Origin of the sequence: Paenibacillus gyeongsangnamensis (genome assembly GCF_027533625.1) — a bacterium.
In the GTDB taxonomy this organism is placed as follows: Bacteria; Bacillota; Bacilli; order Paenibacillales; family NBRC-103111; genus Paenibacillus_G; species Paenibacillus_G gyeongsangnamensis.
Window position 1 is genome coordinate 18,759 of the sequence record NZ_JAQAGZ010000010.1, and the last position, 26,113, is coordinate 44,871.

Annotated in this window: 23 protein-coding genes and 1 tRNA gene; 20 read left to right on the forward strand and 4 right to left on the reverse strand. The window is 55.7% G+C overall.

The genetic code is table 11. From position 1 onward, the window contains the following. Positions 1–49: 49 nt before the first annotated feature. The 4 genes from hisJ (at position 50) to trxB (ending at position 4,817) form a co-directional block, all read left to right on the forward strand. Positions 50–859 (forward strand): histidinol-phosphatase HisJ, encoded by an 810-nt coding sequence (gene hisJ / locus O9H85_RS16105; RefSeq protein WP_269882439.1) that lies wholly within the window; start codon positions 50–52, stop codon positions 857–859. Between the two features lie 113 nt (positions 860–972). Then, a complete protein-coding gene (locus O9H85_RS16110; protein WP_269882440.1) occupies positions 973–1,923 on the forward strand; it encodes a ribose-phosphate diphosphokinase in 951 nt (316 codons plus the stop codon). A 127-nt stretch (positions 1,924–2,050) separates the two neighbouring features. Then, positions 2,051–3,802, forward strand: a complete 1,752-nt coding sequence (locus tag O9H85_RS16115) for a tetratricopeptide repeat protein (RefSeq protein WP_269882441.1) — start codon at positions 2,051–2,053, stop codon at positions 3,800–3,802. Positions 3,803–3,869: 67 nt separating this feature from the next. Continuing rightward, a complete protein-coding gene (trxB, locus tag O9H85_RS16120; RefSeq protein ID WP_269882442.1) occupies positions 3,870–4,817 on the forward strand; it encodes a thioredoxin-disulfide reductase in 948 nt (315 codons plus the stop codon). A 129-nt stretch (positions 4,818–4,946) separates the two neighbouring features. Here trxB and O9H85_RS16125 read toward each other — a convergent pair whose 3' ends face one another. Together O9H85_RS16125 and O9H85_RS16130 are read right to left on the reverse strand one after the other, a co-directional pair. Next, a complete protein-coding gene (locus O9H85_RS16125) occupies positions 4,947–5,711 on the reverse strand; it encodes a pirin family protein (protein WP_269882443.1) in 765 nt (254 codons plus the stop codon). Between the two features lies 1 nt (position 5,712). Beyond that, positions 5,713–6,174, reverse strand: a complete 462-nt coding sequence (locus O9H85_RS16130; protein ID WP_269882444.1) for a MarR family winged helix-turn-helix transcriptional regulator — start codon at positions 6,172–6,174, stop codon at positions 5,713–5,715. A 494-nt stretch (positions 6,175–6,668) separates the two neighbouring features. On the opposite strand from O9H85_RS16130, the gene O9H85_RS16135 reads away from it, so the two are divergent. The 6 genes from O9H85_RS16135 to O9H85_RS16160 all read left to right on the forward strand — a co-directional run bounded on the left by O9H85_RS16135 (position 6,669) and on the right by O9H85_RS16160 (position 12,897). Further along, complete coding sequence (locus O9H85_RS16135) at positions 6,669–7,619, forward strand: ROK family glucokinase (protein ID WP_269882445.1); 951 nt, start codon at positions 6,669–6,671, stop codon at positions 7,617–7,619. A gap of 42 nt (positions 7,620–7,661) precedes the next feature. Continuing rightward, complete coding sequence (gene rapZ / locus O9H85_RS16140; protein WP_269882446.1) at positions 7,662–8,561, forward strand: RNase adapter RapZ; 900 nt, start codon at positions 7,662–7,664, stop codon at positions 8,559–8,561. Then, positions 8,558–9,547: a gluconeogenesis factor YvcK family protein gene (locus tag O9H85_RS16145; RefSeq protein WP_269882447.1), complete on the forward strand. Its 990-nt coding sequence runs from the start codon at positions 8,558–8,560 to the stop codon at positions 9,545–9,547. Before rapZ ends, O9H85_RS16145 begins: the two co-directional genes overlap by 4 nt. Positions 9,548–9,552: 5 nt before the next feature. Further along, on the forward strand, positions 9,553–10,482 hold the full coding sequence (gene whiA / locus O9H85_RS16150) for a DNA-binding protein WhiA (RefSeq protein ID WP_269882448.1): 930 nt from the start codon (positions 9,553–9,555) through the stop codon (positions 10,480–10,482). 156 nt (positions 10,483–10,638) lie between these two features. Beyond that, positions 10,639–10,908: an HPr family phosphocarrier protein gene (locus O9H85_RS16155; protein ID WP_010500412.1), complete on the forward strand. Its 270-nt coding sequence runs from the start codon at positions 10,639–10,641 to the stop codon at positions 10,906–10,908. Positions 10,909–11,121: 213 nt separating this feature from the next. Beyond that, entirely contained in the window at positions 11,122–12,897 is a 1,776-nt protein-coding gene (locus O9H85_RS16160; RefSeq protein ID WP_269882449.1) for a copper amine oxidase N-terminal domain-containing protein, read from the forward strand. 128 nt (positions 12,898–13,025) lie between these two features. Here the strand turns inward: O9H85_RS16160 and clpP are convergent, their stop codons facing one another. Together clpP and O9H85_RS16170 are read right to left on the reverse strand one after the other, a co-directional pair. Beyond that, positions 13,026–13,607, reverse strand: a complete 582-nt coding sequence (gene clpP, locus O9H85_RS16165) for an ATP-dependent Clp endopeptidase proteolytic subunit ClpP (RefSeq protein WP_269882450.1) — start codon at positions 13,605–13,607, stop codon at positions 13,026–13,028. A gap of 129 nt (positions 13,608–13,736) precedes the next feature. Next, positions 13,737–13,811: transfer RNA gene (locus O9H85_RS16170), tRNA-Arg, on the reverse strand. 329 nt (positions 13,812–14,140) lie between these two features. Here O9H85_RS16170 and O9H85_RS16175 point away from each other — a divergent pair. The 10 genes from O9H85_RS16175 to rnr all read left to right on the forward strand — a co-directional run bounded on the left by O9H85_RS16175 (position 14,141) and on the right by rnr (position 26,079). After that, entirely contained in the window at positions 14,141–15,169 is a 1,029-nt protein-coding gene (locus O9H85_RS16175) for a sugar-binding transcriptional regulator (RefSeq protein ID WP_269882451.1), read from the forward strand. Between the two features lie 52 nt (positions 15,170–15,221). Continuing rightward, a complete protein-coding gene (gene gap, locus O9H85_RS16180; RefSeq protein WP_269882452.1) occupies positions 15,222–16,226 on the forward strand; it encodes a type I glyceraldehyde-3-phosphate dehydrogenase in 1,005 nt (334 codons plus the stop codon). 271 nt (positions 16,227–16,497) lie between these two features. Beyond that, positions 16,498–17,679 (forward strand): phosphoglycerate kinase, encoded by a 1,182-nt coding sequence (locus tag O9H85_RS16185; protein ID WP_269882453.1) that lies wholly within the window; start codon positions 16,498–16,500, stop codon positions 17,677–17,679. A 15-nt stretch (positions 17,680–17,694) separates the two neighbouring features. Further along, on the forward strand, positions 17,695–18,447 hold the full coding sequence (gene tpiA / locus O9H85_RS16190) for a triose-phosphate isomerase (RefSeq protein WP_269882454.1): 753 nt from the start codon (positions 17,695–17,697) through the stop codon (positions 18,445–18,447). A 1-nt stretch (position 18,448) separates the two neighbouring features. After that, positions 18,449–19,993, forward strand: coding sequence for a 2,3-bisphosphoglycerate-independent phosphoglycerate mutase (gene gpmI / locus O9H85_RS16195; RefSeq protein WP_269882455.1), 1,545 nt, complete (start codon positions 18,449–18,451; stop codon positions 19,991–19,993). A 45-nt stretch (positions 19,994–20,038) separates the two neighbouring features. After that, entirely contained in the window at positions 20,039–21,331 is a 1,293-nt protein-coding gene (gene eno / locus O9H85_RS16200) for a phosphopyruvate hydratase (protein ID WP_269882456.1), read from the forward strand. Between the two features lie 233 nt (positions 21,332–21,564). Beyond that, positions 21,565–22,281, forward strand: coding sequence for a M50 family metallopeptidase (locus O9H85_RS16205; protein WP_269882457.1), 717 nt, complete (start codon positions 21,565–21,567; stop codon positions 22,279–22,281). 115 nt (positions 22,282–22,396) lie between these two features. Beyond that, the gene (gene secG / locus O9H85_RS16210; protein ID WP_269882458.1) at positions 22,397–22,636 is read left to right on the forward strand and encodes a preprotein translocase subunit SecG; all 240 of its coding nucleotides are present in this window, start codon (positions 22,397–22,399) and stop codon (positions 22,634–22,636) included. A 74-nt stretch (positions 22,637–22,710) separates the two neighbouring features. Further along, positions 22,711–23,508, forward strand: coding sequence for an alpha/beta hydrolase (locus O9H85_RS16215; RefSeq protein ID WP_269882459.1), 798 nt, complete (start codon positions 22,711–22,713; stop codon positions 23,506–23,508). Positions 23,509–23,559: 51 nt separating this feature from the next. Next, on the forward strand, positions 23,560–26,079 hold the full coding sequence (gene rnr / locus O9H85_RS16220; protein ID WP_269882460.1) for a ribonuclease R: 2,520 nt from the start codon (positions 23,560–23,562) through the stop codon (positions 26,077–26,079). The last annotated feature ends 34 nt before the right edge of the window (positions 26,080–26,113 follow it).

A 26,113-nucleotide genomic window follows, 5' to 3' on the forward strand; every position in this document is an offset into this window, starting at 1 on the left:
GAAACGGTGGGCGGGGGAAGCACGGGTTTAAAACAACGCGGGAGGACACATGATCGACTACCACACGCACCACGTCCGCTGCGGACATGCGTCGGGCGAGCTCGAGGAATATGTGCAGAAGGGCATAGAGATCGGACTGACCCAATTGGGCCTGTCCGATCATATGCCCTTGCTCCATGTAAACCCCGAAACGTATTTGCCCGGCATGGCGATGCCGATGGACGAGCTGCCCCGCTACGTCGAAGAGGCGTTCCGGCTGCAGGAGAAATATAAGGACCGGATCGATATCCGCGTCGGTCTCGAAGGCGACTACATTGAGGGCTGGGAATCCGAAATCCGCCGGATCGTCGAGGCGTACCCGTGGGATTATGTGATCGGCTCGGTCCATTTTCTTGGGGAATGGGACATTACGGATTACCGCCAGACAGACGGCTGGAAGGACCGCGACGCTTACGAAGTTTATGTGCAGTACTACGACGCCGTGCAGAAGGCGGCCCGGACCGGGCTTTACGATTACATCGGCCACATTGACGTAATCAAGCGGTTCGGCTTCAAACCGGAGCGCAGCACCGAGCATCTGGAGCGCCAAGCGCTGGAGGCAGTCAAGGCGGCGGGCCTCGCCATCGAACTCAATGCGTCCGGGCTTCGCATGCCCGTAAACGAGATGTTCCCGAGCCGGAGAATGCTGGAAGCCGCGTTAGAGCTTGGCATTCCTGTTACAATCGGGTCGGACGCACACCAGCCGGAACGGCTTGCCCAGTATTTGGATCAGGCCGTCGAGATATTGAGATCCGTCGGTTTTAACGAATTAGCCACATTTAGGCGCCGTAAACGGTCTATGATGCCTATTGGTTTCTAATGATTTATTGTATAATAAAAAAGAATGATACAACATTAACAAAAATTAAATAAATGCGTTCCCAATGTTCCGTTCGACGGTTCATGCAACACAAGCAAAAAGCGGAGGTAACCATGTATAGCGACAAAGTGAAAATTTTCTCGGGTTCTTCCAACCCGAAGCTGGCGGAGCGAATTTGCAAAGAGCTTCAAGTGCCTCTCGGCCAGATCAAGCTTTCCCGATTCAAAAGCGGAGAAATTTACTGCCTTTATGAAGAAAGCATCCGGAACTGCGATGTGTTTCTGGTACAGACGTTCTCTCATCCGATCAACGAGCACTTCACGGAGCTTCTTGTGATGATGGATGCGGCGAAGCGGGCATCGGCCAGAACCGTTAACCTTGTCGTCCCTTACTATGGTTATTCCCGTCAAGAGCGCAAGGCGGCGCCGCGAGAGCCGATTTCAGCCAAGCTGGTTGCGGATTTGATGACGACCGCCGGAGCCGACCGCGTGATTACGATCGACTTGCATGCGCCTGCGATCCAAGGCTTCTTCAATATCCCTGTGGATCATCTGACCGCGCTCGACCTGCTGAGCGATCACATCAAGAAAAAGAACATCCCGGACCTCATCGTCGTTTCCCCGGACGCCGGCGGCGTGACAAGAGCGGAGAACCTGGCCAACGTGCTGGAAGCTCCGATTGCCATGATGTTCAAGAAGCGTTACGCGCATAACGAAGCCGTCGTGACCCACGTCATCGGCGATGTCGAAGGCCGTACGCCGGTCATCATCGAGGATCTGATCGACACGGGGACAACGATCGTCAACGTGGTGGAAGGTCTCAAGGAGCGCGGCGCGAACGACGTGTACATTTTGGCGACGCATCCGGTGTTCTCGGGCCCGGCGCTTCAGCGGCTGGACCATCCAAACATCAAGGAAGTCATCATCACCGACTCGATCGCCATTCCGGATGATCATTCGGACCGCTTCAAGGTGCTGTCTGTCGCCCACCTGCTGTCCGATGCGATCCGCATTATCAAAGAAGGCGGTTCCATCAGCTCCCTGTTCAAATACGGCGGAATTTAATACGCACTTCCATGCAACTCCGGCTCCGAAACCTTTACGGTTTTGGGCCGGAGTATGTTATACTTAGGAATCATTAGGTTTCCGGTTTCCCATTCCATGCCGGACGCGTAACGGAGGTGCCTTGATCATGGAGAAGAAACAACGTGTGTCCCCGCCAACCAGCAAGAAAGTCATCCCGATGCATATGGATGCTACGTTCTTTTTCGAAAAAGCCGTTCAGTCCCTGGACCGATATCATTATGATAAGGCATTAAAGTATTTTCGCCGCGCCGCGGAGTATGAGCCGGACAATCCGGTCAACCATTGCAATTTGGCCGGGCTGCTGTCCGAACTCGGGAATTACGAGGAATCGAACCGTATTCTGCAAAATGTGCTCGACCGGATTGACCCGACCATGACCGAATGCTACTTCTATATGGCGAACAATTTCGCCAATATGGAGAATTACGAATCGGCGGAGAAAGCGATCATTCATTATTTGGAGAACGACCCGACAGGGCAATTCCTCGAGGAATCCGAGGAAATGATGGAGCTGCTCAGCTATGAGCTGGACCGGCCGACGAAGCTGACGACCATCAAAAGCCGCGAAGGGTTGTTTGAGCATGACCGGGCGCGCTCTCTGCTCGAAGAAGGACGGTTCGGAGAAGCGGTGCGCATCCTGGAGCGGATCGTCAAGAAGCATCCGGATTTTATGGCGGCGCGCAACAATCTGGCGCTTGCCTACTATTATATGGGCCATTTCGACAAGTCCGTCGACATGATCCGCGAAGTGCTGGAGCTCGAGCCCGGCAACCTGCATGCGTTATGTAATTTGGCTATCTTCTACCAGCATTTCGACGACCGGGAGAAGCTGTCGGAGCTGCTTGAGTTGCTGCGGAAGACGTACCCATTTCACCAGGACCATGTTTTTAAGCTGGCTACCACAATGGGCATTCTGGGGGAGCATGAGAAGGCTTTTTCGCTGTTTAAGCGGCTGCTCAAAACCGGTGAAGCCGGGCAGGACCCGTGTCTGTTTCACTATACAGCGGTGGCGGCCTACAATACGAAGCGTTTCGAGGAAGCCGAGCGTCAGTGGAAGCAAGCCGAGAAGTTCGATCCCGGCTCGGAGATTCCGAAGTTCTATTTGGCGCTCCTGAAGAAGCACCGCGGCGAAGTGGTGAAGCCGTCCATCGGCTATCATTACCACCTGCCCTTCGAAGAGCAATTCAGGGGATTGGAACGCTCCGGCGAGGGGCTGCCGGACAATCTGAAGCGCGACCCGCTCGTCCGTTCTTCCTTCTTCTGGGCGCTGCGGCACGGCGATAACGATACAAAGCTTCAGGTCATTCAGGCCTTCGCCTTGATCGGCGACGATGAGGTGAAGGATGCACTTCGAGAGTTCGTATTGCAGCGGGACGAGGACGATTATCTTAAGAAGGTGGCGCTCTTCGTGCTGCGCAGCATCGGGGTGAAGGAGCCGGTGCCCGCAGTGATCGACGGCAAAGAGCTGGCGGTATCGGCCGTGCCCGTATCGCCGGGCCTGCCCGTGTGGAACCGAAGGTGGCAGACCGTCATGGAGACGGCGCTCCGGCATATGGCCCGCCGCTACGATATGGTGCAGCAGTACGATCTTCAGACACTTTGGGTAGAATATTTAACGCGAGTATTCCCGGATGTGCCCAAGATGACGAAGGTCGAAGGCTGGGCGGCCGCGCTTGAATATTTGACAGCCAAGATGCATCGCAGGCCGATCACGTACCAGGAAGCGGCGGAGCGCTATGACGTATCCGTAGCGACGATCAGCAAGAATGCGAAGCTGATCGATCAAGCCTGCGGACTGAAGGAGAAAATGGACGCCATATTCAGCAAGTTCGGCCCATTGGATTCGCCTAAGGAATAACCGATGGATCGATGCGGCATGAGCTCGCAGCGGTACTCGGGATAGAGACGATAGGAGGAGTAGTGAGATGTATAAAGCAATCGTAATCGGAACGGGCCCGTCCGGGCTGACGGCGGCCATTTATTTGGCGCGCGCTAACCTGAAGCCTTTGGTCATCGAAGGCCCGGAGCCGGGCGGTCAGCTGACCACGACCACGGAAGTGGAGAACTTCCCGGGCTTCCCGGAAGGCATCCTGGGTCCCGAGCTGATGGCTAATATGCGTAAGCAAGCGGAGCGCTTCGGCGCCGAATTCAAGACCGGCTGGGTGAACAGCGTCGATTTGTCGCAGCGTCCGTTCAAGCTCCAAGTGGAGGGCATGGGCGAGCTGGTGGCGGAATCGATTATTATTTCGACCGGCGCATCGGCGAAGCTGCTCGGCATTACCAACGAGAAGGAAAGCATGGGCCGGGGCGTGAGCACCTGCGCTACATGCGACGGCTTCTTCTTCCGCGGCAAAAAGATCATCGTCGTCGGCGGCGGAGATTCCGCGATGGAGGAAGCGAACTTCTTGACGCGGTTCGCGACGGAAGTGAAGCTCGTACATCGCCGTAATGAGCTTCGCGCATCGAAGATCATGCAGGACCGTGCGCGGGAGAACGGCAAAATCACTTGGGGCCTAAACCGCACGCCGCTGGAGGTCATCTCCGGAGATAAGGGCGTAACCGGCCTGAAGGTTAAGAATAACGAAACCGGCGAGGAAGAAATCCTCGAAACCGACGGCATCTTCGTGGCGATCGGGCATAAGCCGAACACGGATTTTCTGGCGGGACAGATCACGACGGACGAGCTGGGCTACATCATCGTGAAGCCGGGCACGACCATGACGAACGTCGAAGGCGTATTCGCCTGCGGCGACGTGCAGGACAGCAAGTACCGGCAGGCGATCACGGCGGCCGGCAGCGGCTGTATGGCGGCACTGGAAGCCGAGAAATTCCTCGACGGCCATATGGTTCATGACTGGAGCAAAACGCTGTAACAGGCGGCAGAGGGCTAATAAAGCGGGTTACCCGGCGACGGGGGCCCGCTTTTATTAATGCCCGGGGAAGCGCAAAGAGCATCCCGGCCGCGCAAGACACGCGGGCCCGGGATGCTCTTCGGTTAGGCATTAACGCTTCGGATACAGCGGATAATCGACCTTGGTCGGCACCTCGATGAGAATGACGCGGGCCGCTTCCGGCGAGCCTTCCAGGGTCACCTCAGTATCCTGATCGGCGCGAAGGAGGGCAAAGCTCTTGTGTGGGAATGCCGTAACGGCGTCCCCCGCGTGCCAAGCCGCGTCTCCGCGAATGGCCAGTGCCGTGAGCGTATGGCCCGCGGGAATCGTATGCGTGAAACGGCCTCCGGAACCCACCTCGACATCCCACATGCGGGCTTCGGCCACAAGCTTGATCGGGGCTTCGCCGCCGATGACCGTCTTCACGGTATAGCCTTCGCCGGAGGTTATCGGGAAGGCCTCATGCTCAAACTGGCTGTAGGTCGGCTGCCGTTTGACCGCTTCCGACAAGTACGGCTCGAACCAAATTTGGAAGCCCTCCATATCCGGGCCGATGAACCGCTCTTCGTGGGATACGCCGGAGCCGGTCTGCATCACTTGGGCGCCGCCCGGACCAACTGTACTGCGGGTGCCCAGCGTATCGCCGTGTTCGGCCGTTCCTTCGACGACATAAGTGATAATTTCAAAGCCTTGATGCGGGTGAAGCCCGATATATCCTTCCTGCTTAGTATGCGCCCAAGCCCAGTAGAACAACGGGCCGACACCCTTCACGACCGAGCCTTCGCCCGGAAAACCGATCGGCTTCTGCTCCGTAATGTTTCCGCCGTCAAAAGCGCCAACGGCCTGCATGGCCGGTGTATATACCATAACTTGCATGTCATTCGCCTCCTAATGATTTCGTATATTGTTCTTGCGCCGCCATGCCGAGCTTCTTGAGCAGCCGTATGGCTTGCTGCCGCTCTTCGGGAGTCAAGCCCTGCACGGCGTTCTCAAGCACCGCTTGATGGCGGGGAAAAGCTTCCTCGATGAGCTTCCGTCCCTTGGGCGTAATCTCCGCGAAGCTGACCCGCCGGTCGTCCCGGCTCGGCGTCCGGACGACCAACTCTTTGCTCGCCAGCTTATCGACCACATAGGTAATATTCCCGCTGGTCATCAAAATTTTGTCGCCGATTTGCTGCAGCGGGTGAGGTCCTTTATGGTACAGAAGCTCTAGCACCCCGTACTCGGTCGGGTTCAGCCCGCTGAGGCGGATATCCCGGAAGGCATGAGCGCTCACCCATTGCGAAGCGCGGGACAGTACGACGAACAGATGAAGCGCGTCGTTCTTTGGCGTTGTCACCGGCAGCCCCCTTTCGGTTAAATCTTAATATTAAGATAAATCATTCGTTAACAAAAATCAAGTCACTTACTAAAAGTTAACCAAAATAAATGGCTACGCCGTCCTTGTCTTACAAGGACCAGCGCGTTTATCAAGGTTGATGCGAAGCTATAAGCCACGAAAAACTTATAAATTTTTATCAACTTAAAAAAGATTGCCTACACCTGTAAAAATCCCGATTCTTCGCGGATCGGGGCCTTCTTCGTTTATTCATCGAAGCGGCATAATTAATTTTTGGTCAACCTCCGGGATACTAAATGTCCCGCCCCGATCCTGCGGGAGCCTGCGCCAAATCTGGTTTTTTCCTCCGTCCGCCGGATGCCCCGACTGTCTTGACCTACGGTTTGGGTTGCCTTATAGTGGGGTAAGGAGCATTTGTCTCATACGTAAACCAATAATGACATATAGGCAGGCGTCAAGCGCCGCTGAACTATCGGTAGAGGTGAACAATCGGAATGACAGACCAAGTGTATGTAGGTGTCGATTTAGGCGGTACTACGATTAAAGTGGGATTGTGCGATCCGCAGGGCAAGCTTCTGCAAACCTACGAAGGCCCGACGGGGACCGAGCACGGCGCCGATGTGGTGCTCGAGAATATTGCGCAATATGTGCGCAAGTTAGTGTCCGAATCCCCTTACACGTGGGAACAGGTAGCCGGAATCGGGGCCGGAATCGCTGGGTTCATGGACATTCCGGAGGGCTTCGTCAAGTTGTCCCCGAATCTGGGCTGGCGCAATGTGCCGGTGAAGAAGATTCTCGAGGAGAAGCTCGGAAAGACCGTGAAAATCGACAATGACGCCAATGTGGCGGCGCTCGGAGAAGCATGGAGCGGCGCCGGCGCGGGCATTCCGAACGTCGTGTGCTATACGCTCGGCACGGGTGTAGGCGGAGGCATCATTATCAACGGCCGCATTTATCAAGGCTATAGCGGTATGGCCGGCGAGCTCGGCCATATGATCGTCGTACCGGATCTTGAAGCTATCGACTGCGGATGCGGCAAAAAAGGCTGTCTCGAGACGGTATCGTCCGCAACGGGCATTATCCGGATGGCCAAGGAAGCGGTTGAGCGCGGCGAGCATACTTCACTGGCCTTGGTCGAGAACATTATGGCCAAGGATGTGTTCGATGCCGCCAAGACGGGCGACGAGGTCAGCCTGCGCATTATTAACCGTGCGGCCATGTATATCGGCAAGTCGATGGCTGCGGTATCCGTCGTCATCAATCCGCAGCGTTATATTGTAGGCGGAGGCGTCTCTAAGGCGGGAGACATTCTGTTCGATGCCATTCGCAAGTATTATGAGGATTCCACTCAGGAGACGGCCAAAGAAGGCGTCGATATCGTTCCGGCCGTACTCGGCAACGATGCGGGCGTCGTCGGCGCAGCCGGGCTAAATCTTCACGGGTAACAGATAGAGTACGAAATCAAGGATAACGAGGAGTGAGAAACCATGGAAGAAGCGCATTCCCTCGGGAAGCTGGTCATCATTACGGGCATGTCCGGGGCCGGCAAAACGATCGCCGTTCAGAGCTTGGAGGACTTGGGCTTTTTCTGCGTGGATAACCTCCCCCCGGTTCTGATCCCCAAATTTGCCGAGCTGATCGAGCAGTCCAAGGGCCGGATCGGCAAAGTGGCGCTCGTCATCGACCTTCGCGGACGCGAATTTTTCACTTCGCTCTCGGAGTCGCTTCGTTATCTGGATGAGAACTACACGCTGACCTACGAGATCCTGTTCCTCGACGCTACGGATTCCGTTCTCGTCCAGCGTTATAAGGAAAGCCGGCGCAAGCATCCGCTCGCGCCTACGGAAGGGCCTCTGGAGGGCATCCACCAAGAGCGTACGCTGCTCGAAGAGCTAAAGGGGCTGGCTACGCAGGTCATCGACACCAGCAGTCTGAAGCCGGCTCAGCTGAAGGAGCGCATCATCTCCCGGTTCAACAATTCGGGTGGCGGCGGCATTGCGATCAATGTCATCTCCTTCGGGTTCAAATACGGCGTGCCGATCGATGCGGATCTTATCTTTGACGTCCGCTTCCTGCCCAATCCGCATTATATCGAACAGCTGCGCCCAAACACCGGTCTCGATCCTGACGTGTATGAATATGTCATGAAGTGGGCGGAGACGCAGGAGTTCCTGGTGAAGCTGCTGGATATGCTGCATTTCCTAGTGCCTCAGTATAAGAAGGAAGGCAAGAGCCAGGTCGTCATCGGTATCGGCTGCACCGGAGGAAAGCACCGCTCCGTGGCTATTGCGGAATATCTCGGCAAGGTGCTTGGAAACAGCGAAACGGAGGTTGTCCGCGTCAGTCACCGCGACTCGGAACGCGATCGGGTAGAGGTGAGGCGATGACCCTTCCGCAAGACAGAGAAAATTATAAGCCCCGCATCGTCGTGATCGGCGGGGGTACGGGATTGTCCGTCATGCTCCGCGGTTTGAAGCAGAAACCGGTGGATATTACGGCGATCGTGACCGTAGCCGATGACGGGGGCAGCTCAGGTATTCTCCGCTCGGAGCTGGCGATGGTGCCTCCGGGCGATATCCGCAACGTACTGACCGCCTTGTCGGACGTCGAGCCGCTGCTGACGAGGCTGCTGGAATACCGTTTCGAGAAGGGGAACGGTTTAGCCGGCCACAGTTTGGGCAACCTAATGTTGGCGGCGATGCGCGATATTACAGGCGACTTCGTTACCGGGGTGCGGGAGCTGAGCCGCGTCTTCGCTGTTCAGGGTCGGGTGCTCCCGGCGGCCAACCACCCGATCGTGCTGAAGGCGCTTATGGAGGACGGCTCCACCGTCGAGGGGGAGTCCAAGATTCCGAAGGCCGGCGGCGTCATCAAACGCGTTATGATCGAGCCTGAGGATGCTTCGCCCTTGCCCGAAGCGCTCGAGGCGCTGGAACGGGCGGACGCGATTCTGGTCGGTCCCGGCAGCTTGTACACGAGCATACTGCCCAATCTGCTCGTGAAGGAAATCGCGGAGGCGGTCGTGCAGTCCGATGCGCTGAAGATTTTCATCTGCAATGTCATGACGCAGCCCGGCGAAACGGACGATTACAAGGTCAGCGACCATTTGAAAGCGGTTCGCGACCACGTAGGCCACGATTTGTTCGATTACGTCATCGTCAACAACGGAGAAATTCCGGAGCAGGTGCAGAATCTGTATGCGGAGCAGGGCGCGAGGGTCGTCCATTTGGATCTGGATGAAGTAACGAAGCAGGGCTACAAAGTCATCGCCGACCGGCTGGTGCTCTTCCGCACGTATTTGCGGCATGACGCCGATAAGCTGAGTCAGCATATTTATCAACTGGTGGAGAGCTGGATGTTCAAGAAGAGGTGATTCCCATGTCCTTCGCCGCCCAAACGAAGAAAGAGCTTACGATGATCGAGACCGATTCCTGCTGCGAGATGGCGGAGCTGTCGGCGCTGATCCGGATGAACGGAGCGGTGCAGTTGACGTCGCAGAAGATCGTGCTCGATATTTCCACGGAGAATGCTGCCATTGCCAGAAGAATTTATTCGCTGCTCAAAAAGACGTTCAAGGTGCACACGGAGCTGCTCGTCCGCAAGAAGATGCGGCTGAAGAAAAACAACGTGTACATCGTCCGCGTACCGAGCCAGGTGCAGGATATTTTGTCTAAGCTTCATATCGTCTCCGAAGGCTTCAACTTCACGGACGGCATCGAGCCGACAATTATCCGCAAGGCGTGCTGCAAGCGGGCTTACCTGCGCGGCGCCTTCCTTGCCGGGGGATCGGTCAACAATCCGGAAGGCTCCTCCTATCATCTCGAAATTTCGTCGATGTATGAGGAGCATTGCCAGGAGCTGTGCAAGCTGGCGAACGAATTCGATCTGAACGCCCGGTGCATCGAACGCAAGAAGGGCTTCGTCTTCTATATCAAGGAAGGCGAGAAAATCATTGAGTTTCTCAGTCTGATCGGAGCGCACCAGGCGCTGTTCCGGTTCGAGGACGTCCGGATCATGAAGGACATGCGTAATTCGGTCAACCGGCTCGTCAACTGCGAGACGGCGAACCTGAACAAGACGATCGGGGCGGCCGTCCGGCAGATCGACAACATCCGTCTGCTGCAGAAGGAGATCGGCCTGAACAACTTGCCCGAGAAGCTGCGCGAGGTCGCGGAAATTCGGCTGCAGCATCCCGATATGAATCTCAGTGAGGTGGGCGGACTGCTCAAGGGCAGCGTGAGCAAGTCGGGCGTCAACCACCGTCTTCGCAAAATCGATGAACTGGCGGAGAAGCTGAGGAAATCTTGATTGGACGTCAAGTCAAATATAGATTTTTTGTGTAATTTCTCAATTTTTCTAGTGCAATCTGCCGAAAAATGCTATAATGTTTTAAAAATCGCTTTTTTAGGGCGTTCTGCCCTTTAATTATTATTGGAATTCAAAGATTTAGGGGGTAATGGTTGCATGTCGAGACGCCCAGTAGTCGTCAAATTGAAAACAGGCCTTCATGCTAGACCGGCGGCATTGTTCGTTCAGGAAGCGAATAAATTCTCTTCGGAGATCTTCGTGGAGAAGGACGAGAAGAAGGTGAATGCCAAGAGTATTATGGGTATTATGAGCTTGGCTATCAGCACGGGTACGGAAGTTCACATCAGTGCAGAGGGTTCGGACGCCGAGCAGGCTGTAAACGCTTTAGTCACACTCGTCAGTAAAGAAGAACTGGAGAACCAGTAACACCCGCCGCGGGCTTCCGATATGGAAGCTTTTTTCTTTTTTTGAGGGGCCGAAATAGCGAACGATATTCACGAAAGGTATAAAATGACATCCGGTCATTTCTACGCAACCTTTTTTTGCCGCGCGCGTCTATATTGTCGTGTCTGCAAAGGGAGAAGGTTGTTTGCCACCTTTTTCTTGGGTTCTCGCAAGTAAAGAAAGAGGAGTAGAGAGATGAAACGGATGAAGAAAGAACTGGCCTTATTGCTTATTTTTACCATGCTGCTGTCGTTTACCGGTCTGACTCCGGCTTCGGCCGATCAAGAAACGCCGATGTCCTCCAGCACCACCTATGTGATGCTGTACATCGATAAGCCGGATGCCTTCGTCAACAATAAGAAAGTGACGCTGGATGCTCCGGCAACGATTTTGAAGGAAAAAACCTTTGTGCCTGCAAAGTTTCTCGGCGACACCTTCGGGATGAAGGTCGAATGGAACGACAAGACGCGCCAGATCACCATGGAAACGCCGACGGCCAAGATCATGCTGGATCCCGACAATAAATCCGTATGGATTAATGGCTATTGGCAGAGCTTTGATACGGCGGCCGCCATCATCAACGGAAGGCTGATGATCAAGCTGACGTGGCTTGCCGATTACATGGGGGCCAAGTATACGTACAACGATGAGCTTCGTCGTGTCGAAGTGCTGCATGTGAAGCCGCAGAAAGGCATCTACAACCCGAATTCCGGCAACTCCAGGCCGGTGGCGAAGTTTACCTTTGCCAAGGACAGCTACAAAATCGGCGAGCCGGTCAAGTACGTCGATCTGAGTTACGACCCGGATGCCGAAGGCATTGTGAATTATCAATGGACCGGTAAGCAGGAAGCGTTCTTTACTCCCGGTACATACCCGATTTCACTCGTCGTATCGGATGCCCACGGCAATAAGAGCGATGTGTATACCCGCAACCTTGTGATTACGAATGACACATACCTGGATAATGTGGAATATCCGATTTACATGAAACCGGTGGGCTCCTACATCAAGACGGACTGGAGCACGCTCTGGGGCAAGTTCTGGGAGCTGCCGCAGCTGACGAAGCAAGTGACCGAGGACCGCTCCCGCAAGCTGCTCGTGAGCGACAGCCCGGAAGAGTTTACGGAGAAAGGCATCCTGTATCAGGATGAAGTGGAAGGCAAGGGGCGCCTGTATGCGGATCACGTCAATGGAACGCAGCAGAAGCTCACGATGGCGATTCTGGCCAAGAACATGACCGATAAGCCGGTGACGGTGAAGACGACCAACAAAGGCGAAGTGTGGCCTTCCGTGTACGCGAACCTGATCGGCAATGAAGCGACGGTGGATTTCCTCTTAAATGATCCGCACGACGAGTCATTCACGATTCCGCCGAAGCAAACGTTCGTTTACAAGCAAATGCCGGATTTCTATCCGGGGCAAGGCGTAAACCTGTTCTATGACGTCGAGACCGACGGCAAGGTCCAGTTCTCGTTCGTAGCCGATACGGAAATATCGCAGAACTCGGCGCTCCTGCCGCTGCTTGCTTTCAACGGCCATGTGCGCGGTACGTTCCCGGTCTCGCAGGTGAATTGGAACATCGATGCGACGAACTTCAACAAGCCGTCCCGGATCATCATCGGCGACGGACAGACGGACCCGTTCCAGCCCGGCAACGATCCCATGCGCAAGCTGGACGTGAAGAATGAAGGCAACTACGGAGTCGTGTACAAAATCCATGCCGATAAGCCGCGGAAGATGGCGGTGATGATTCTGGCGATGGGCGGCATCTTCAAGGGGCCGTTCAAGATCAACGGCGACATGCGTCTCGTACCGCAATCCGGCGTGCTGACGGCATTCGACGGCATGCAGATTCTCGCTAAGACGACGGGCAAAGAGGATGCCCTCGATATAGAGTTCAGCCCGCCGGCGGGCTCCGCTTTCCCGATTGAGCTGATCTTCTATCCGCTGGACGATAGAGAAACCCATTAGGCCCGCGCAGGTCCCTTCCCCGCTGCAGTTTACGGCGGCGGAGGAGGCCTTTTTTTTGTATGTATGCAAAAAGCCCTGCCTTCACCGGATTGGCCGGTCAGGCAGGGCTTTGTTGTTCATATGATCGTTTACACGCGTTCGATCACTTTATCGATCAAGCCGTATTCACGGGCTTCCTCGGCGGACATGAAGTTGTCGCGGTCGGTATCCTTCTCGATGCGCTCGAACGACTGCCCAGTACGCTCCGCAAGGATTGTGTTCAGCTTGTCGCGCAGCTTGAGGATGCGCTTCGCGCGAATCTCGATGTCGCTGGCTTGGCCTTCGGCGCCGCCCAGCGGCTGGTGAATCATGACTTCGCTGTTCGGCAGTGCGAATCGCTTGCCCTTCGCGCCTGCGGCCAGCAGGAATGCGCCCATCGAAGCGGCCATGCCCACGCAGATCGTGGAGACGTCCGGCTTAATGAACTGCATCGTGTCATAAATCGCCATCCCGGAAGTAATGGAGCCTCCTGGGCTGTTAATGTACAAGCTAATGTCTTTGTCCGGATCCGTTGCGGCCAGGAACAGCATCTGCGCGATGATCGAATTGGCTACAACATCGTTAATTCCGCTGCCAAGAAAAATGATGCGGTCCTTCAGCAAACGCGAGTAAATATCGTAGGCGCGTTCCCCTCTAGCGTCCGGTTCGACTACCATAGGTATAAAACTCATAAGCTGCAGCCTCCTTTATTTAAAACTATAACCATAATAGCGGAAAAACAACCAAAGGTCAAGAAAGGTCAAACCAATAAAATAAAAAAATCGATTTCTCAAGAAACCGACTCGTTGTTGTTGTGTGTATGGCGCGCCCGTAAGGAATCGAACCTTAATCTCAGGCTCCGGAGGCCTACGTCATATCCATTGGACCACGGGCGCAAATTCATATTTATTTGGGACAGCAAAAGTAATTATAATCGAACGTCCGCCAAAAAGCAACTGTTCAATACAACCTTTTTTTGGATCGGCCGGGAGCGGCCGTTTCGCCGCGGCCGGACTGGATTTACGTTTGAATGTCCTATATACGGGCATCCTAATGGCGGTTTGAAAATAAGCATGAAAATGGTCTGTCGCTCTCTTGATGAATGGTGGCGGTTAAGTTATAATAAAGTCATCTAAGTGACAGCTTAGCTATTTTTTTGGAGCATGTGGGACTTAAAATGCAATGCCGGGACGAAATATGTCCATGATTAATGGGAGACTTGACCATGAGAGAAATCCTCGACATTCAAAAGCAGCTGGTGCCGGACCTGCTGGACGCGATGAAGAAGCGCTATACGATTCTTCACCATATCCTGGTTTCCGGAATCGTAGGCCGCAGAACGCTGGCGGTATCCTTAAATACGACGGAACGGATTCTGCGGGCCGAGGTGGACTTTCTCAAGGAACAGGGGCTCATTGATGTGGAGGTATCCGGAATGAGAGTCAGTGCGGCGGGCAAACAGCTGCTCGAAAGCATTGAACCGCTCGTGAAGGATTTGTTCGGGCTCACGGAGCTGGAGGAACGGATTCGTTCCCACTTCGGACTGAAGCATGTGGTCATCGTACCCGGGGATTCGGATGTTTCCCCGCACACGAAGAAGGAGCTCGGCCGCGCAGGCGCTTCGATGCTCCGCAAGTTCGTGGCGGATGATGAAATCATCGCCGTAACGGGCGGATCCACGATGGCGGAGGTCGCCACGCATCTCACCGCTTCAAGCTCGCTGAAGGGCTGCTGGTTCGTTCCGGCCCGTGGCGGACTGGGAGAGAGCGTAGAGCTGCAGGCGAACACGATCGCCTCCACGATGGCGAAGAAGACCGGCGGACGCTACCGTCTGCTGCACGTTCCGGACCATCTCGGAGAAGATGCCTATCAGTCGCTGATGCAGGACTCCAGCATTGCCGAGATCATCGAATTCATCCGCAGCGCGCGGATGGTCGTTCACGGCATAGGAGAGGCTATGGTAATGGCCAGACGGCGGAAGGTAGACCCCGAGACGACGGAGCATCTCAGAGAAGACGGAGCGCTGGCAGAGGCGTTCGGGTACTATTTTGACCGGGACGGAAACATTCTGCACAAAATGCCGACGATCGGGCTGCGCATCGAGGATATTCACGGCATGGACGCCGTGATCTGTATCGGCGGCGGGAAGAGCAAGGGCGAGGCCATTGCGGCCGTGCTGCGGCACGGACACGAGGATGTCCTGATCACCGACGAAGCCGCGGCGAAGGTCGTTGTCGAAAGCTTGCCATCTTGACGGGCTTATGCCTGTCTTGACATAAAAACTTATTTTTTAGGAGGCTACTCACATGGTAAAAGTAGGTATTAACGGTTTTGGACGCATTGGTCGTAACGTATTCCGCGCAGCTCTGAACAATCCGGATGTTGAAATCGTAGCGATCAACGACCTGACGGACGTAAAAACGCTGGCTCACCTGCTCAAATACGACACGACGCATGGCCGTCTGAACGCTACCGTAGAAGCTACGGAAGGCGCGCTGATCGTTAACGGCAAATCCGTTAAAGTATTCGCCGAGCGCAATCCGGAAAACCTCCCTTGGGCTGCAAACGGCGTTGAAATCGTCGTTGAATCCACGGGTATCTTCACTGCCAAAGAAAAAGCTTCTCTTCACCTGAAAGGCGGCGCGAAGAAAGTAGTTATCTCCGCTCCGGCTACAGACGAAGACATTACGATCGTTCTCGGCGTAAACGAAGACAAATACGATCCGGCTCAACATACGATCATCTCCAACGCTTCTTGTACGACGAACTGCTTGGCTCCTTTTGCGAAAGTTCTGAACGAAAAGTTCGGTATCGTCAAAGGCATGATGACGACGGTTCACTCCTATACGAACGACCAGCAAGTGCTCGACTTGCCGCATAAAGACCTGCGCCGTGCCCGTGCCGCTGCGGAAAACATCATTCCGTCCACGACCGGTGCCGCTAAAGCCGTTTCCCTTGTACTGCCTGAGCTGAAAGGCAAATTGAACGGTATGTCTTTCCGCGTGCCTACGCCGAACGTATCCGTTACGGATCTCGTTGCCGAGCTGAAAGTGAACGTTACGGTTGACGAAGTGAACGCGGCTCTGAAAGCTGCTGCAGAAGGCCCGCTGAAAGGCATCTTGAACTACACGGAAGAGCCGCTCGTATCCAGCGACTTCAACGACGACCCTGCTTCCTCCACGATTGACGCGCTGTCCACGATGGTCGTAGGCGACAACATGGTGAAAGTCGTTTCATGGTACGACAACGAGTGGGGCTACTCCAACCGCGTAGTGGATCTGGTTGCATTTATCGCGAAAAAAGGACTGTAAAATAGATAAAAAATTGTGGTTGTGATCTCCGAAGCGTCATAAAAGCACGATGTACCAAGCAAAGGAGTATGTACCTCCGGGCTCTGTTGAAATTGGATTCTTTTGAATAAACGGATCGCAGTATGAATCCAATTTCAAAGGATCCTCGCTGGCGCTCTCCGGTACATACTCCATTGCACTAACGTGCTTTATGACAAAGCCAAGGATCAAAACCACAATTTTTTATGTGGATAGGAGTAAAAAATAAAGAAACCCGGGAGGCGATGGCAGGATGAATAAGAAAAGTGTTCGTGACGTGGAAGTAAGCGGGAAAAGAGTGTTTGTGCGCGTCGATTTCAACGTGCCGCTCGAGAACGGCAAAATTACCGACGACACGCGGATCCGCGAGACGCTGCCGACGATCAAGTATTTGACCGAGCGCGGAGCGAAAGTGATTCTGGCGAGCCACCTGGGACGTCCGAAGGGCGGAGTCGTTGAAGAGATGCGTTTGACTCCTGCGGCGGAGCGTTTGTCCGAGCTGCTCGGCAAGCCGGTAGCTAAAGCAAACGAAGCGATCGGCGACGCGGTGAAGGCGCAGGTGGCTGCGCTGAACGACGGCGACGTGCTGCTGCTCGAGAACGTGCGTTTCTACGCGGGCGAAGAGAAGAATGATCCGGAGCTGGCGAAGGCTTTTGCCGAACTCGCGGACCTGTACGTGAACGACGCCTTCGGCGCGGCCCACCGGGCGCACGCGTCGACGGAAGGCATCGCGCATCACCTGCCGGCCGTATCCGGCCTTCTGATGGAGAAGGAGCTGGAGGTGCTGGGCAAGGCGCTGAACAACCCGGACCGTCCGTTCACGGCGATCGTAGGCGGCGCGAAGGTGAAGGACAAAATCGCCGTCATCGAGAAGCTGATCGAAATCGCAGATAACATCATCATCGGCGGAGGCTTGTCTTACACCTTCTTCAAAGCCAAAGGCTATGAAATCGGCAAATCCCTCGTGGACAACGACCGTCTGGAGCTCGTTCAAGAGTTCGAGCGCAAGGCGAAGGAAAAAGGTGTCAACTTCCTGCTTCCGGTCGATATCGTTGTCGGTGACGATTTCTCTCCGAAAGCGAACTCGAAAATCGTTCCTGTCGACGGCATCCCGGCAGATTGGGAAGGCTTCGATATCGGACCGGAAACCCGTAAAATCTATGCGGACGTCATCAGAAACTCCAAGCTGGTCGTGTGGAACGGACCGATGGGCGTATTCGAGCTCGAGCCGTTCAAGAACGGAACTCAAGCAGTGGCGGAAGCTTGCGCGGAAACAAGCGGCTATACGGTCATCGGCGGAGGCGACTCGGCGGCAGCGGTTGAGAAATTCCACCTTGGCGACAAGATGGACCACATCTCCACCGGCGGCGGCGCATCCCTGGAATTCATGGAAGGCAAGGCGCTTCCCGGCGTCGTTGCCCTGAACGATAAATAAGGAGGCCCGGAATCGATGCGGAAACCGGTCATTGCAGGCAACTGGAAAATGTTCAAAACCGTTCAGGAGGCCGTGTCCTTCGTGAACGAAGTGAAGGGCAAAGCGGAAGTGGACGGCGTGGAGAGCGTGATCTGCGCTCCGTTCACGAACCTTCCTGCCCTTGTCGAAGCGGTTAAAGGCACTTCTCTCAAAATCGGCGCGCAAAACCTGCACTTCGAGGACAGCGGCGCGTTCACCGGCGAAATCAGCGGCGTCATGCTGAAGGACCTGGGCGTAGACTACGTCATCATCGGGCATTCGGAGCGCCGGGCTTATTTTGCCGAGACGAACGAAATTGTCGGTAAAAAAGTGCACGCCGCGTTCAAGCACGGCCTGACTCCGATCGTCTGCGTCGGCGAGAAGCTCGAAGAACGTGAAGCGGGCCAAACGAAAGAGGTTTGCAAGGTGCAAACCGAAGCGGCTTTTGCCGGGCTGTCAGCTGAGCAGGCGGCTCAAGTGATCGTAGCTTACGAGCCGATCTGGGCGATCGGCACGGGCAAATCCTCGACCGCTAAGGACGCTAACGAAGTCATCGGCTTCATCCGCCAGCAGATCGCTGGCTTGTACAACGCCGACGTGGCGGGCGCAGTCCGCATTCAATACGGCGGCAGCGTGAAGCCGAACAACATTGCCGAGTACATGCAGCAATCCGAGATCGACGGTGCGCTCGTAGGCGGCGCCAGCCTGGAGCCGGCTTCCTACATCGCCCTGGTTGAGGGGGCCAAGTAAGATGGCCAGACCTAAACCGGTTGCGCTTATTATTTTGGACGGGTTCGGACTTCGCGGGGATGTGCAGGGCAATGCGGTAGCGCAGGCGAATAAACCGAACTACGACCGTTATTGGGAAACGTATCCGCATACGACGCTGACGGCCTGCGGCGAAGCGGTAGGATTGCCGAAAGGCCAAATGGGCAACTCCGAGGTCGGCCATCTGAATATCGGCGCAGGACGGATCGTTTATCAGGATCTGACCCGGATCTCGAAGTCGATTCGCGACGGCGAGTTCTTTGAGAACGAGACGATTCTCGGAGCCATCCGCCACGCGCAAACGAATGGCAAGAAGCTGCATCTGTACGGCCTGCTGTCGGACGGCGGCGTACACAGCCATATCGAGCACTTGTTCGCATTGCTTGAGGTGTGCAAGAAAGAAAACTTCCACGAAGTGTACATTCATGCGTTCCTGGACGGCCGCGACGTTGCGCCGGACAGCGCCGTGAAATACATGGACCAGCTAGTGTCCAAAATCCAAGAGCTTGGCGTAGGCAAAATCGCAACGGTCCAAGGCCGTTACTATGCGATGGACCGCGACAAGCGTTGGGAGCGTACGGAGAAATCCTACCGCGCTATGGTGTATGGCGAAGGCCCTCATTACACCGATCCGCTCAAAGCGATCAAGGAATCGTATGAGAAATCGGTATTCGATGAGTTCGTCATGCCGACCGTTATCGTAGAGGACGGCGACAAGCCGGTAGGCCTCGTGGAATCGGGCGATGCGGTCATCTTCTTCAACTTCCGTCCCGACCGCGCAATCCAGCTGTCCCAAGTGTTCACGAACAGCGACTTCCGCGGCTTCGACCGGGGGGACAAGTTCCCGCAGGGCTTGTACTACGTATGTCTCACGCTGTTCAGCGAATCCGTCGACGGATTTGTTGCCTATAAACCGAAGAACCTGGATAACACGCTCGGCGAGGTGCTGGTACAGAACAACCTGAAGCAGCTCCGCATTGCCGAGACGGAGAAATATCCGCACGTGACGTTCTTCTTCAGCGGCGGGCGCGACGTCGAGCTTCCGGGCGAGACGCGTATCCTGATCAACTCGCCGAAGGTCGCGACTTATGACTTGAAGCCGGAGATGAGCGCTTACGAGGTGGCGGCTGCAGCCGTAGCCGAGATCGAAGCGGAGCGTCAGGACGTGATCATTCTCAACTTCGCGAATCCGGACATGGTCGGCCACTCGGGCCTTCTCGAGCCGACGGTCAAGGCGATCGAAGTAACGGATGCTTGCCTTGGTCAAGTGGTAGAAGCCATCCTGGCCAAAGGCGGCGTGGCCCTGATCACGGCGGATCACGGCAATGCCGACGTCGTTACGAATCCGGACGGCACGCGCAACACGGCGCATACGACGAATCCGGTACCTTTTATTGTTACGGACAAACATGTTACACTTAGAACCGATGGCATTCTGGCGGATATCGCTCCGACCATGCTGCAGTTTCTGAGCGTGAGCCAGCCGGAAGAAATGACGGGCAAAACGATCATTGCTTCCCGTGTTTAAGGTTTGCCTAATCTGAGTAAAAATGAGAAGGAGTGTTATTCAGACATGACAATTATCTCTAATGTATATGCTCGCGAAGTATTGGACTCCCGCGGTAACCCGACGGTAGAGGTGGAAGTGTTCCTGGAATCCGGCGCGCGCGGCCGCGCAATCGTGCCTTCCGGTGCATCGACAGGCGCATACGAAGCCGTTGAGCTTCGCGACGGGGACAAATCCCGTTACCTCGGCAAAGGCGTGCTGAAGGCCGTCGAGAACGTGAACGATACGATCGCTCCTGAAATCATCGGTATGAACGCGCTCGACCAAGTCGGCATCGACAACAAAATGATCGAGCTCGACGGTACGCCGAACAAAGCGAACCTGGGCGCGAACGCGATCCTGGCCGTATCTATGGCTGTAGCCCGCGCTGCGGCTGAAGCTCTGGATATCCCTCTGTACGTCTACCTCGGCGGATTCAACGCGAAGCAGCTGCCTGTACCGATGATGAACATCATCAACGGCGGCGCGCATGCGGACAATAACGTCGACGTGCAAGAGTTCATGGTCCTGCCGGTAGGCGCACCTTCCTTCAAGGAAGCGCTCCGTACGGGCGCTGAAATCTTCCACAGCCTGAAATCCGTTCTGAAGGAAAAAGGCCTGAACACCGCAGTTGGCGACGAAGGCGGCTTCGCGCCGAACCTGGGCTCCAACGAAGAAGCGATCCAAACGATCATCACCGCGATCGAGCGCGCTGGCTACAAGCCGGGCGTAGACGTATTCCTCGGTATGGACGTTGCCTCCACTGAGTTCTTCAAGGACGGCAAATACCACCTCGAAGGCGAAGGCAAATCCTACACTTCCGCAGAGTTTGTTGACTTCCTGGCGGCTTGGGTAGACAAGTACCCGATCCTCACCATCGAAGACGGCTGCTCCGAAGACGACTGGGAAGGCTGGAAGCTGCTGACCGAGAAGCTCGGAAACAAAGTTCAGCTCGTAGGCGACGACCTGTTCGTAACGAACACCAACCGCCTGTCCCAAGGTATTGAGCAAAACATCGGCAACTCGATCTTAGTTAAAGTAAACCAAATCGGTACGCTGACGGAAACGTTCGACGCGATCGAAATGGCAAAACGCGCTGGCTATACGGCGGTTATTTCCCACCGTTCCGGCGAGAGCGAAGACAGCACGATCGCCGACATCGCGGTTGCTACCAACGCCGGCCAAATCAAAACCGGCGCGCCGTCCCGTACGGACCGCGTAGCGAAGTACAACCAATTGCTCCGCATCGAAGACCAACTCGCCAGCGTAGCCCAATACGCAGGCAAAAAAGCGTTCTACAACCTCAAGAACTTTAAATAATATAGTATATATTTAGTCCGTTTTTATTGGTTTTGACCCCGGTCCGGGTAAGTGGAGGACAGAGTAAGCCCCGGAGAGTTTACGTACCGCATTTGAAATCAGGTTACTACCGCAGCTTAGTTATAATAAAAGAAACCTGATTTCAAGAGCGGGCGGAGGGGCTTACTGCTGTTGGGAACGGTTTGGGACCAATAAAAATCATTTAAAACGGACGTCGCCCCCGGAGGGATCTTATGAGTAACCTGATAAAGACTATACTATTTCTGGTGGTATCGGCTTTTCTTACGCATTTGATTCCCTTTAGCGATTTCTTCCGCAATCTGGATACGATGATTCATGAATTCGGCCACGCGGCGGTCACCCTGCTCTTATCGGGCAAGGTGATGTACATCGAGCTCTTCTCGAACCACAGCGGAGTGACCTACTCCCAAGTGACGAGACACTGGAGCTTGATCCCGATCGCGCTGGCCGGATACATGACCGCGTCCTTGTTTGCGGTTTTTTTGTTCCGTCAGCGGGCGAAGGGCCGCCAGCGGTTCGGCCTTCAGGTCATGACGGTGATCGCCATCGTTGCGCTAGCCTTCTTCATCCGCAACGAGTTCGGGGTCATGTGGGTACTCGGCTTCATCGTGCTGAACACGGTCATGCTGACCTTCATGCCGCGCTGGTTATGCGATTTGTACTATTTGCTGGTGGCGTTCCTGACCTTGGAGGAATCGGTGTTCGGCCCGTTCTCCCTGATCCTGTACGCGCTGCAGGACCCGGCTCAGGCGGGCGATGCCACGAATCTGGCCAAGGTGACGCCTATTCCGTCCGTCGGCTGGGCCGTATTCTTCACGCTGTTCGCCCTCTGGTGCGCGATGCGTGCGCTGAGGTGGTTTTTCAGCGGGCGCCAACGGTCTCCGCAAGCGGGGAGAGATACAGCGTATCGCCGGCAATACGAGGACTAATCTATGCGGCCATACTGATACCGAAAGGTTTGTCAGTATGGTTTTTTTATGGTATAATACACATGCTGTCTGTTCTCGGACAAGCGCAAGATGATTTTCCGCAGGAGGTGGAAGGATGGAATTAGCATTGAAGATTATACTGGTGATCGCTTCGCTCGGCTTGATTGCGGCGGTATTGCTGCAGCCAGGGAAAAGCGCAGGCTTATCCGGTGCCATCTCCGGGGGTGCGGAGCATCTGTTCGGGAAGCAGAAGGCGCGCGGCTTGGAACTGTTCTTGTCCCGTCTGACGATGGGTCTTGCAGCGGTGTTCTTTATTTTGGCGCTTGTTGTAGCTTTCGTAGTCAAAGCCCACTAAATCATAAAAAGGTGACAGCAGGGGAATGATACTCCTGCTGTTTTTTTATATTGCGGGTAACGGGGGCGGGGATCATGACACGATTATACAAATCAACGGAGCCTTTCGTATTCGAGGGAGCGGGAGAAACGGCATCGACCGAGCTGCTGATGATCCATGGATTTACCGGATCGCCGTCGGAATTCCGCAGGTTGGGCTATTACATGAACGATCTCGGGTACACCGTTCGCGCAGTGCTGCTGCCGGGGCACGGGACAACGCCGGAGGACATGATCCGCACGGGCTGGGACGATTGGTGGGGTCATGTCCTGGATACGTATGACGCGATCCGCGACCGGGAGCGTAAACGGATTATCGCCGTCGGCCATTCCATGGGCGGCCTGCTCGCCCTGAAGCTGTCGATGGACCGGAAGCTGGACGGGGTCATTTCGCTGGCGTCACCGGTGTTTCTGACCAGCCGCAAAACGATTCTCGCGGTGCTGCTGCAATTTTTCATCAAATATGTCGATAAAAAACCTACGGCGGCCGCTCATCTGCTGGAAGAGGCTTGTACATACGAAAAAGCGCCCCTGCCGTGCGTTGTCGCCTTAAGAAAGCTGCTTAAGCTGGTGAAATCCAGTTTAAATCAAGTTAAGGCGCCTGTAATGGTTGCCCAGGGGGAGCGCGATGGGCTTGTGCTGCCAAGAAGCGCTGAATACATTTATGGTCATGTGTCGTCTCCCTTCCGGGAATTGGCGTATTATCCGAAGACGTCGCACGCGATTCTGCTCGATGAGGAACGGGATCAGGTATACGAAGACATCCATAGGTTCATCCTGAAATTAGAGCAACTCGGGGCATGGGAACAGGCGGCGGCGGCCTGCTCGCCATAATTATATAGTAATAATGAATATTTAGACGAAAAGGCAGGTGAGTTAACCGAAATGGTAACTAAAGAAGAAGTAATTGATTTTATGAAAGAAACGGCTTATAAGCCGATGACTTATAACGAGCTGGAGAAGCAGTTCGGGATCGACAGCGCGCAGGATTTCAAGGATTTCCTGAAGCTGCTTAACGAATTGGAGAACGAGGGGCTGATTCTTCGGACGCGCAATGACCGCTACGGCGTGCCGGAGAGGATGAACCTTTTGCGGGGCAAGCTGCAGGCGCACGCCAAAGGCTTCGGCTTCCTGATCCCGGACGACCGGGACCATCCGGACGTTTACATCAACGCCCATGATATGGGCACGGCGATGAACGGCGATATTATTCTCGTCCGCATCTCCTCTAAGGGACAAGCCGGTGGGCGGATGGAAGGGGAAGTGGTGCGGGTCGTCAGCCGCAGCAACACCCAGATCGTGGGCACGTTCCAGGCGCTGGAAGAGTACGCCTTCGTCATTCCGGACGATAAGCGAGTGGTTCGGGATATTTTTATCCCGAAGGGGTCGTTTAACGGCGCCATGGACGGGCACAAGGTCGTAGCCAAGATTGTAAATTACCCGGAAGGCCGTGCGGCGGCCGAAGGGGAGGTCGTCGAGATTCTGGGGCATAAGAATGACCCCGGCGTCGATATTTTATCGATTATCCGTAAGCACGGATTGCCGGAAGCGTTCTCCGATGCGGTGATGGAGGAGGCGTCCAAGGCGCCGGACGTGATTCATCCGGACGAACTGAAAGGACGGCGCGATTTGCGGGATAAGCGGATCGTCACGATCGACGGCGAGGACGCCAAGGATTTGGACGATGCGGTCAACGTGGAGCGTCTGGCGAACGGAAACTACGTTCTGGGCGTTCATATCGCCGACGTCAGCTATTATGTCCGGGAGGGCTCCGAGCTCGATCAGGAGGCGTATAACCGCGGCTGCAGCGTCTATCTGGTAGACCGGGTGATCCCGATGCTGCCGCACCGGCTGTCGAACGGCATTTGCTCGCTGAATCCCCGGGTGGACCGCTTGACGATGTCCTGCGAGATGGAGTTCGACTCGGATGCAAATGTGGTGCGGCATGACATATTTACAAGCGTAATCAAGACGAGCGAACGGATGACGTATAAAAATGTGCGTCTCCTGCTGACCGGTGAAGCCGAGCCGGAAACGGTCGAAAAATACGCCTATCTGATGGACGAATTCCGGCTGATGGAAGAGCTCGCGATGAAGCTGCGCGGGAAGCGGATGCGGAGGGGCGCGATCGATTTTGACTTCATGGAATCGAAGATTCTGGTGGATGAGGAAGGAAAGCCGACGGATATCGTGAAGCGCGATCGGACGATCGCCGAGATGATCATCGAGGAGTTCATGCTGGCGGCGAACGAGACGGTGGCGGAGCATTTTCACTGGCTGAAGGTACCTTTCCTGTACCGGGTGCATGAGGATCCGGATGCGGAGAAGCTGCAGCATTTCATGGAGTTCATCACGAACTTCGGCTATGTCGTGCGGGGCAAGGGCAATTCCGTCCATCCGCGCGCGCTGCAGTCGCTGCTCGAGGAAATCCGCGGCACAAAGGAAGAAACGGTCATCAGCACGGTCATGCTGCGCTCGATGAAGAAGGCGATGTACGATTCGCAAAGCTTAGGCCATTACGGGCTGGCGGCGGAGTTCTATTCGCACTTCACGTCACCGATCCGGCGGTACCCGGACCTTATCATCCACCGCGTTATCCGCGAAGTACTGGAGAACGGCGGCTTGCTGAGCGATCAGCGGCATGAGTATTTGGCTTCGCGCATGGACGACATTGCGAAGCAGTCCTCGGACCGCGAGCGCGTGGCGGTGGATGCCGAGCGGGAGACGGAGGCGCTGAAGAAAGCGGAGTTCATGCTCGATAAAGTCGGCGAAGAGTTCGAAGGCCTCATCAGCAGTGTGACGAGCTTCGGGATGTTTGTAGAGCTCGACAACACCGTGGAAGGCTTGATTCGGCTGTCGGATCTCACGGACGACTATTATCACTTCCATGAGGCTCAGCATGCGCTGATCGGCGAGCGGACATCGAAAATTTACCGCCTCGGCGATGAGGTGCAGGTTCGCGTCGCCCGGGTGAATATGGATGAGCGGACCATCGATTTTGAGATGGTCCACATGAAGCCGCGGCAGCAGAAGGTGAGCCTCGTCGACGCGCTGGACGCGGTGCGGCGGAACAAGCGCGGCGGACGCGGTGAACGGGAGCGCAGCGCCGCAGGCGGGCGTGCGGGCCGGGGCGAGCGCACGGGCAAGCGCGGCGGCGCAAGCGCCGGCGGGCGTGCGGGCAGCGCAGCGCGAAGCGGCCGGAGCGGCGGCAGCACCAGCGGCGGCGGGCGCGGCAAGGGCCCGGCGGCGGCTCGGACGCGGGCGCTGGAAGCGACGCGCAGCGGCGAAGGCGCCGCAGGCACGCGCTCGGCCGCAGGGGCCGGCACGGGCGGAGCCCGGGGCGGCACCGGCGCTGGGCCGGGCGGCGGGCCGAAGAAGCGGCGCAAGCGGGTCGCGAAGCGGTAGCCCGCCTGTGGCGGGGTGCCGCTTTCGCGGGACG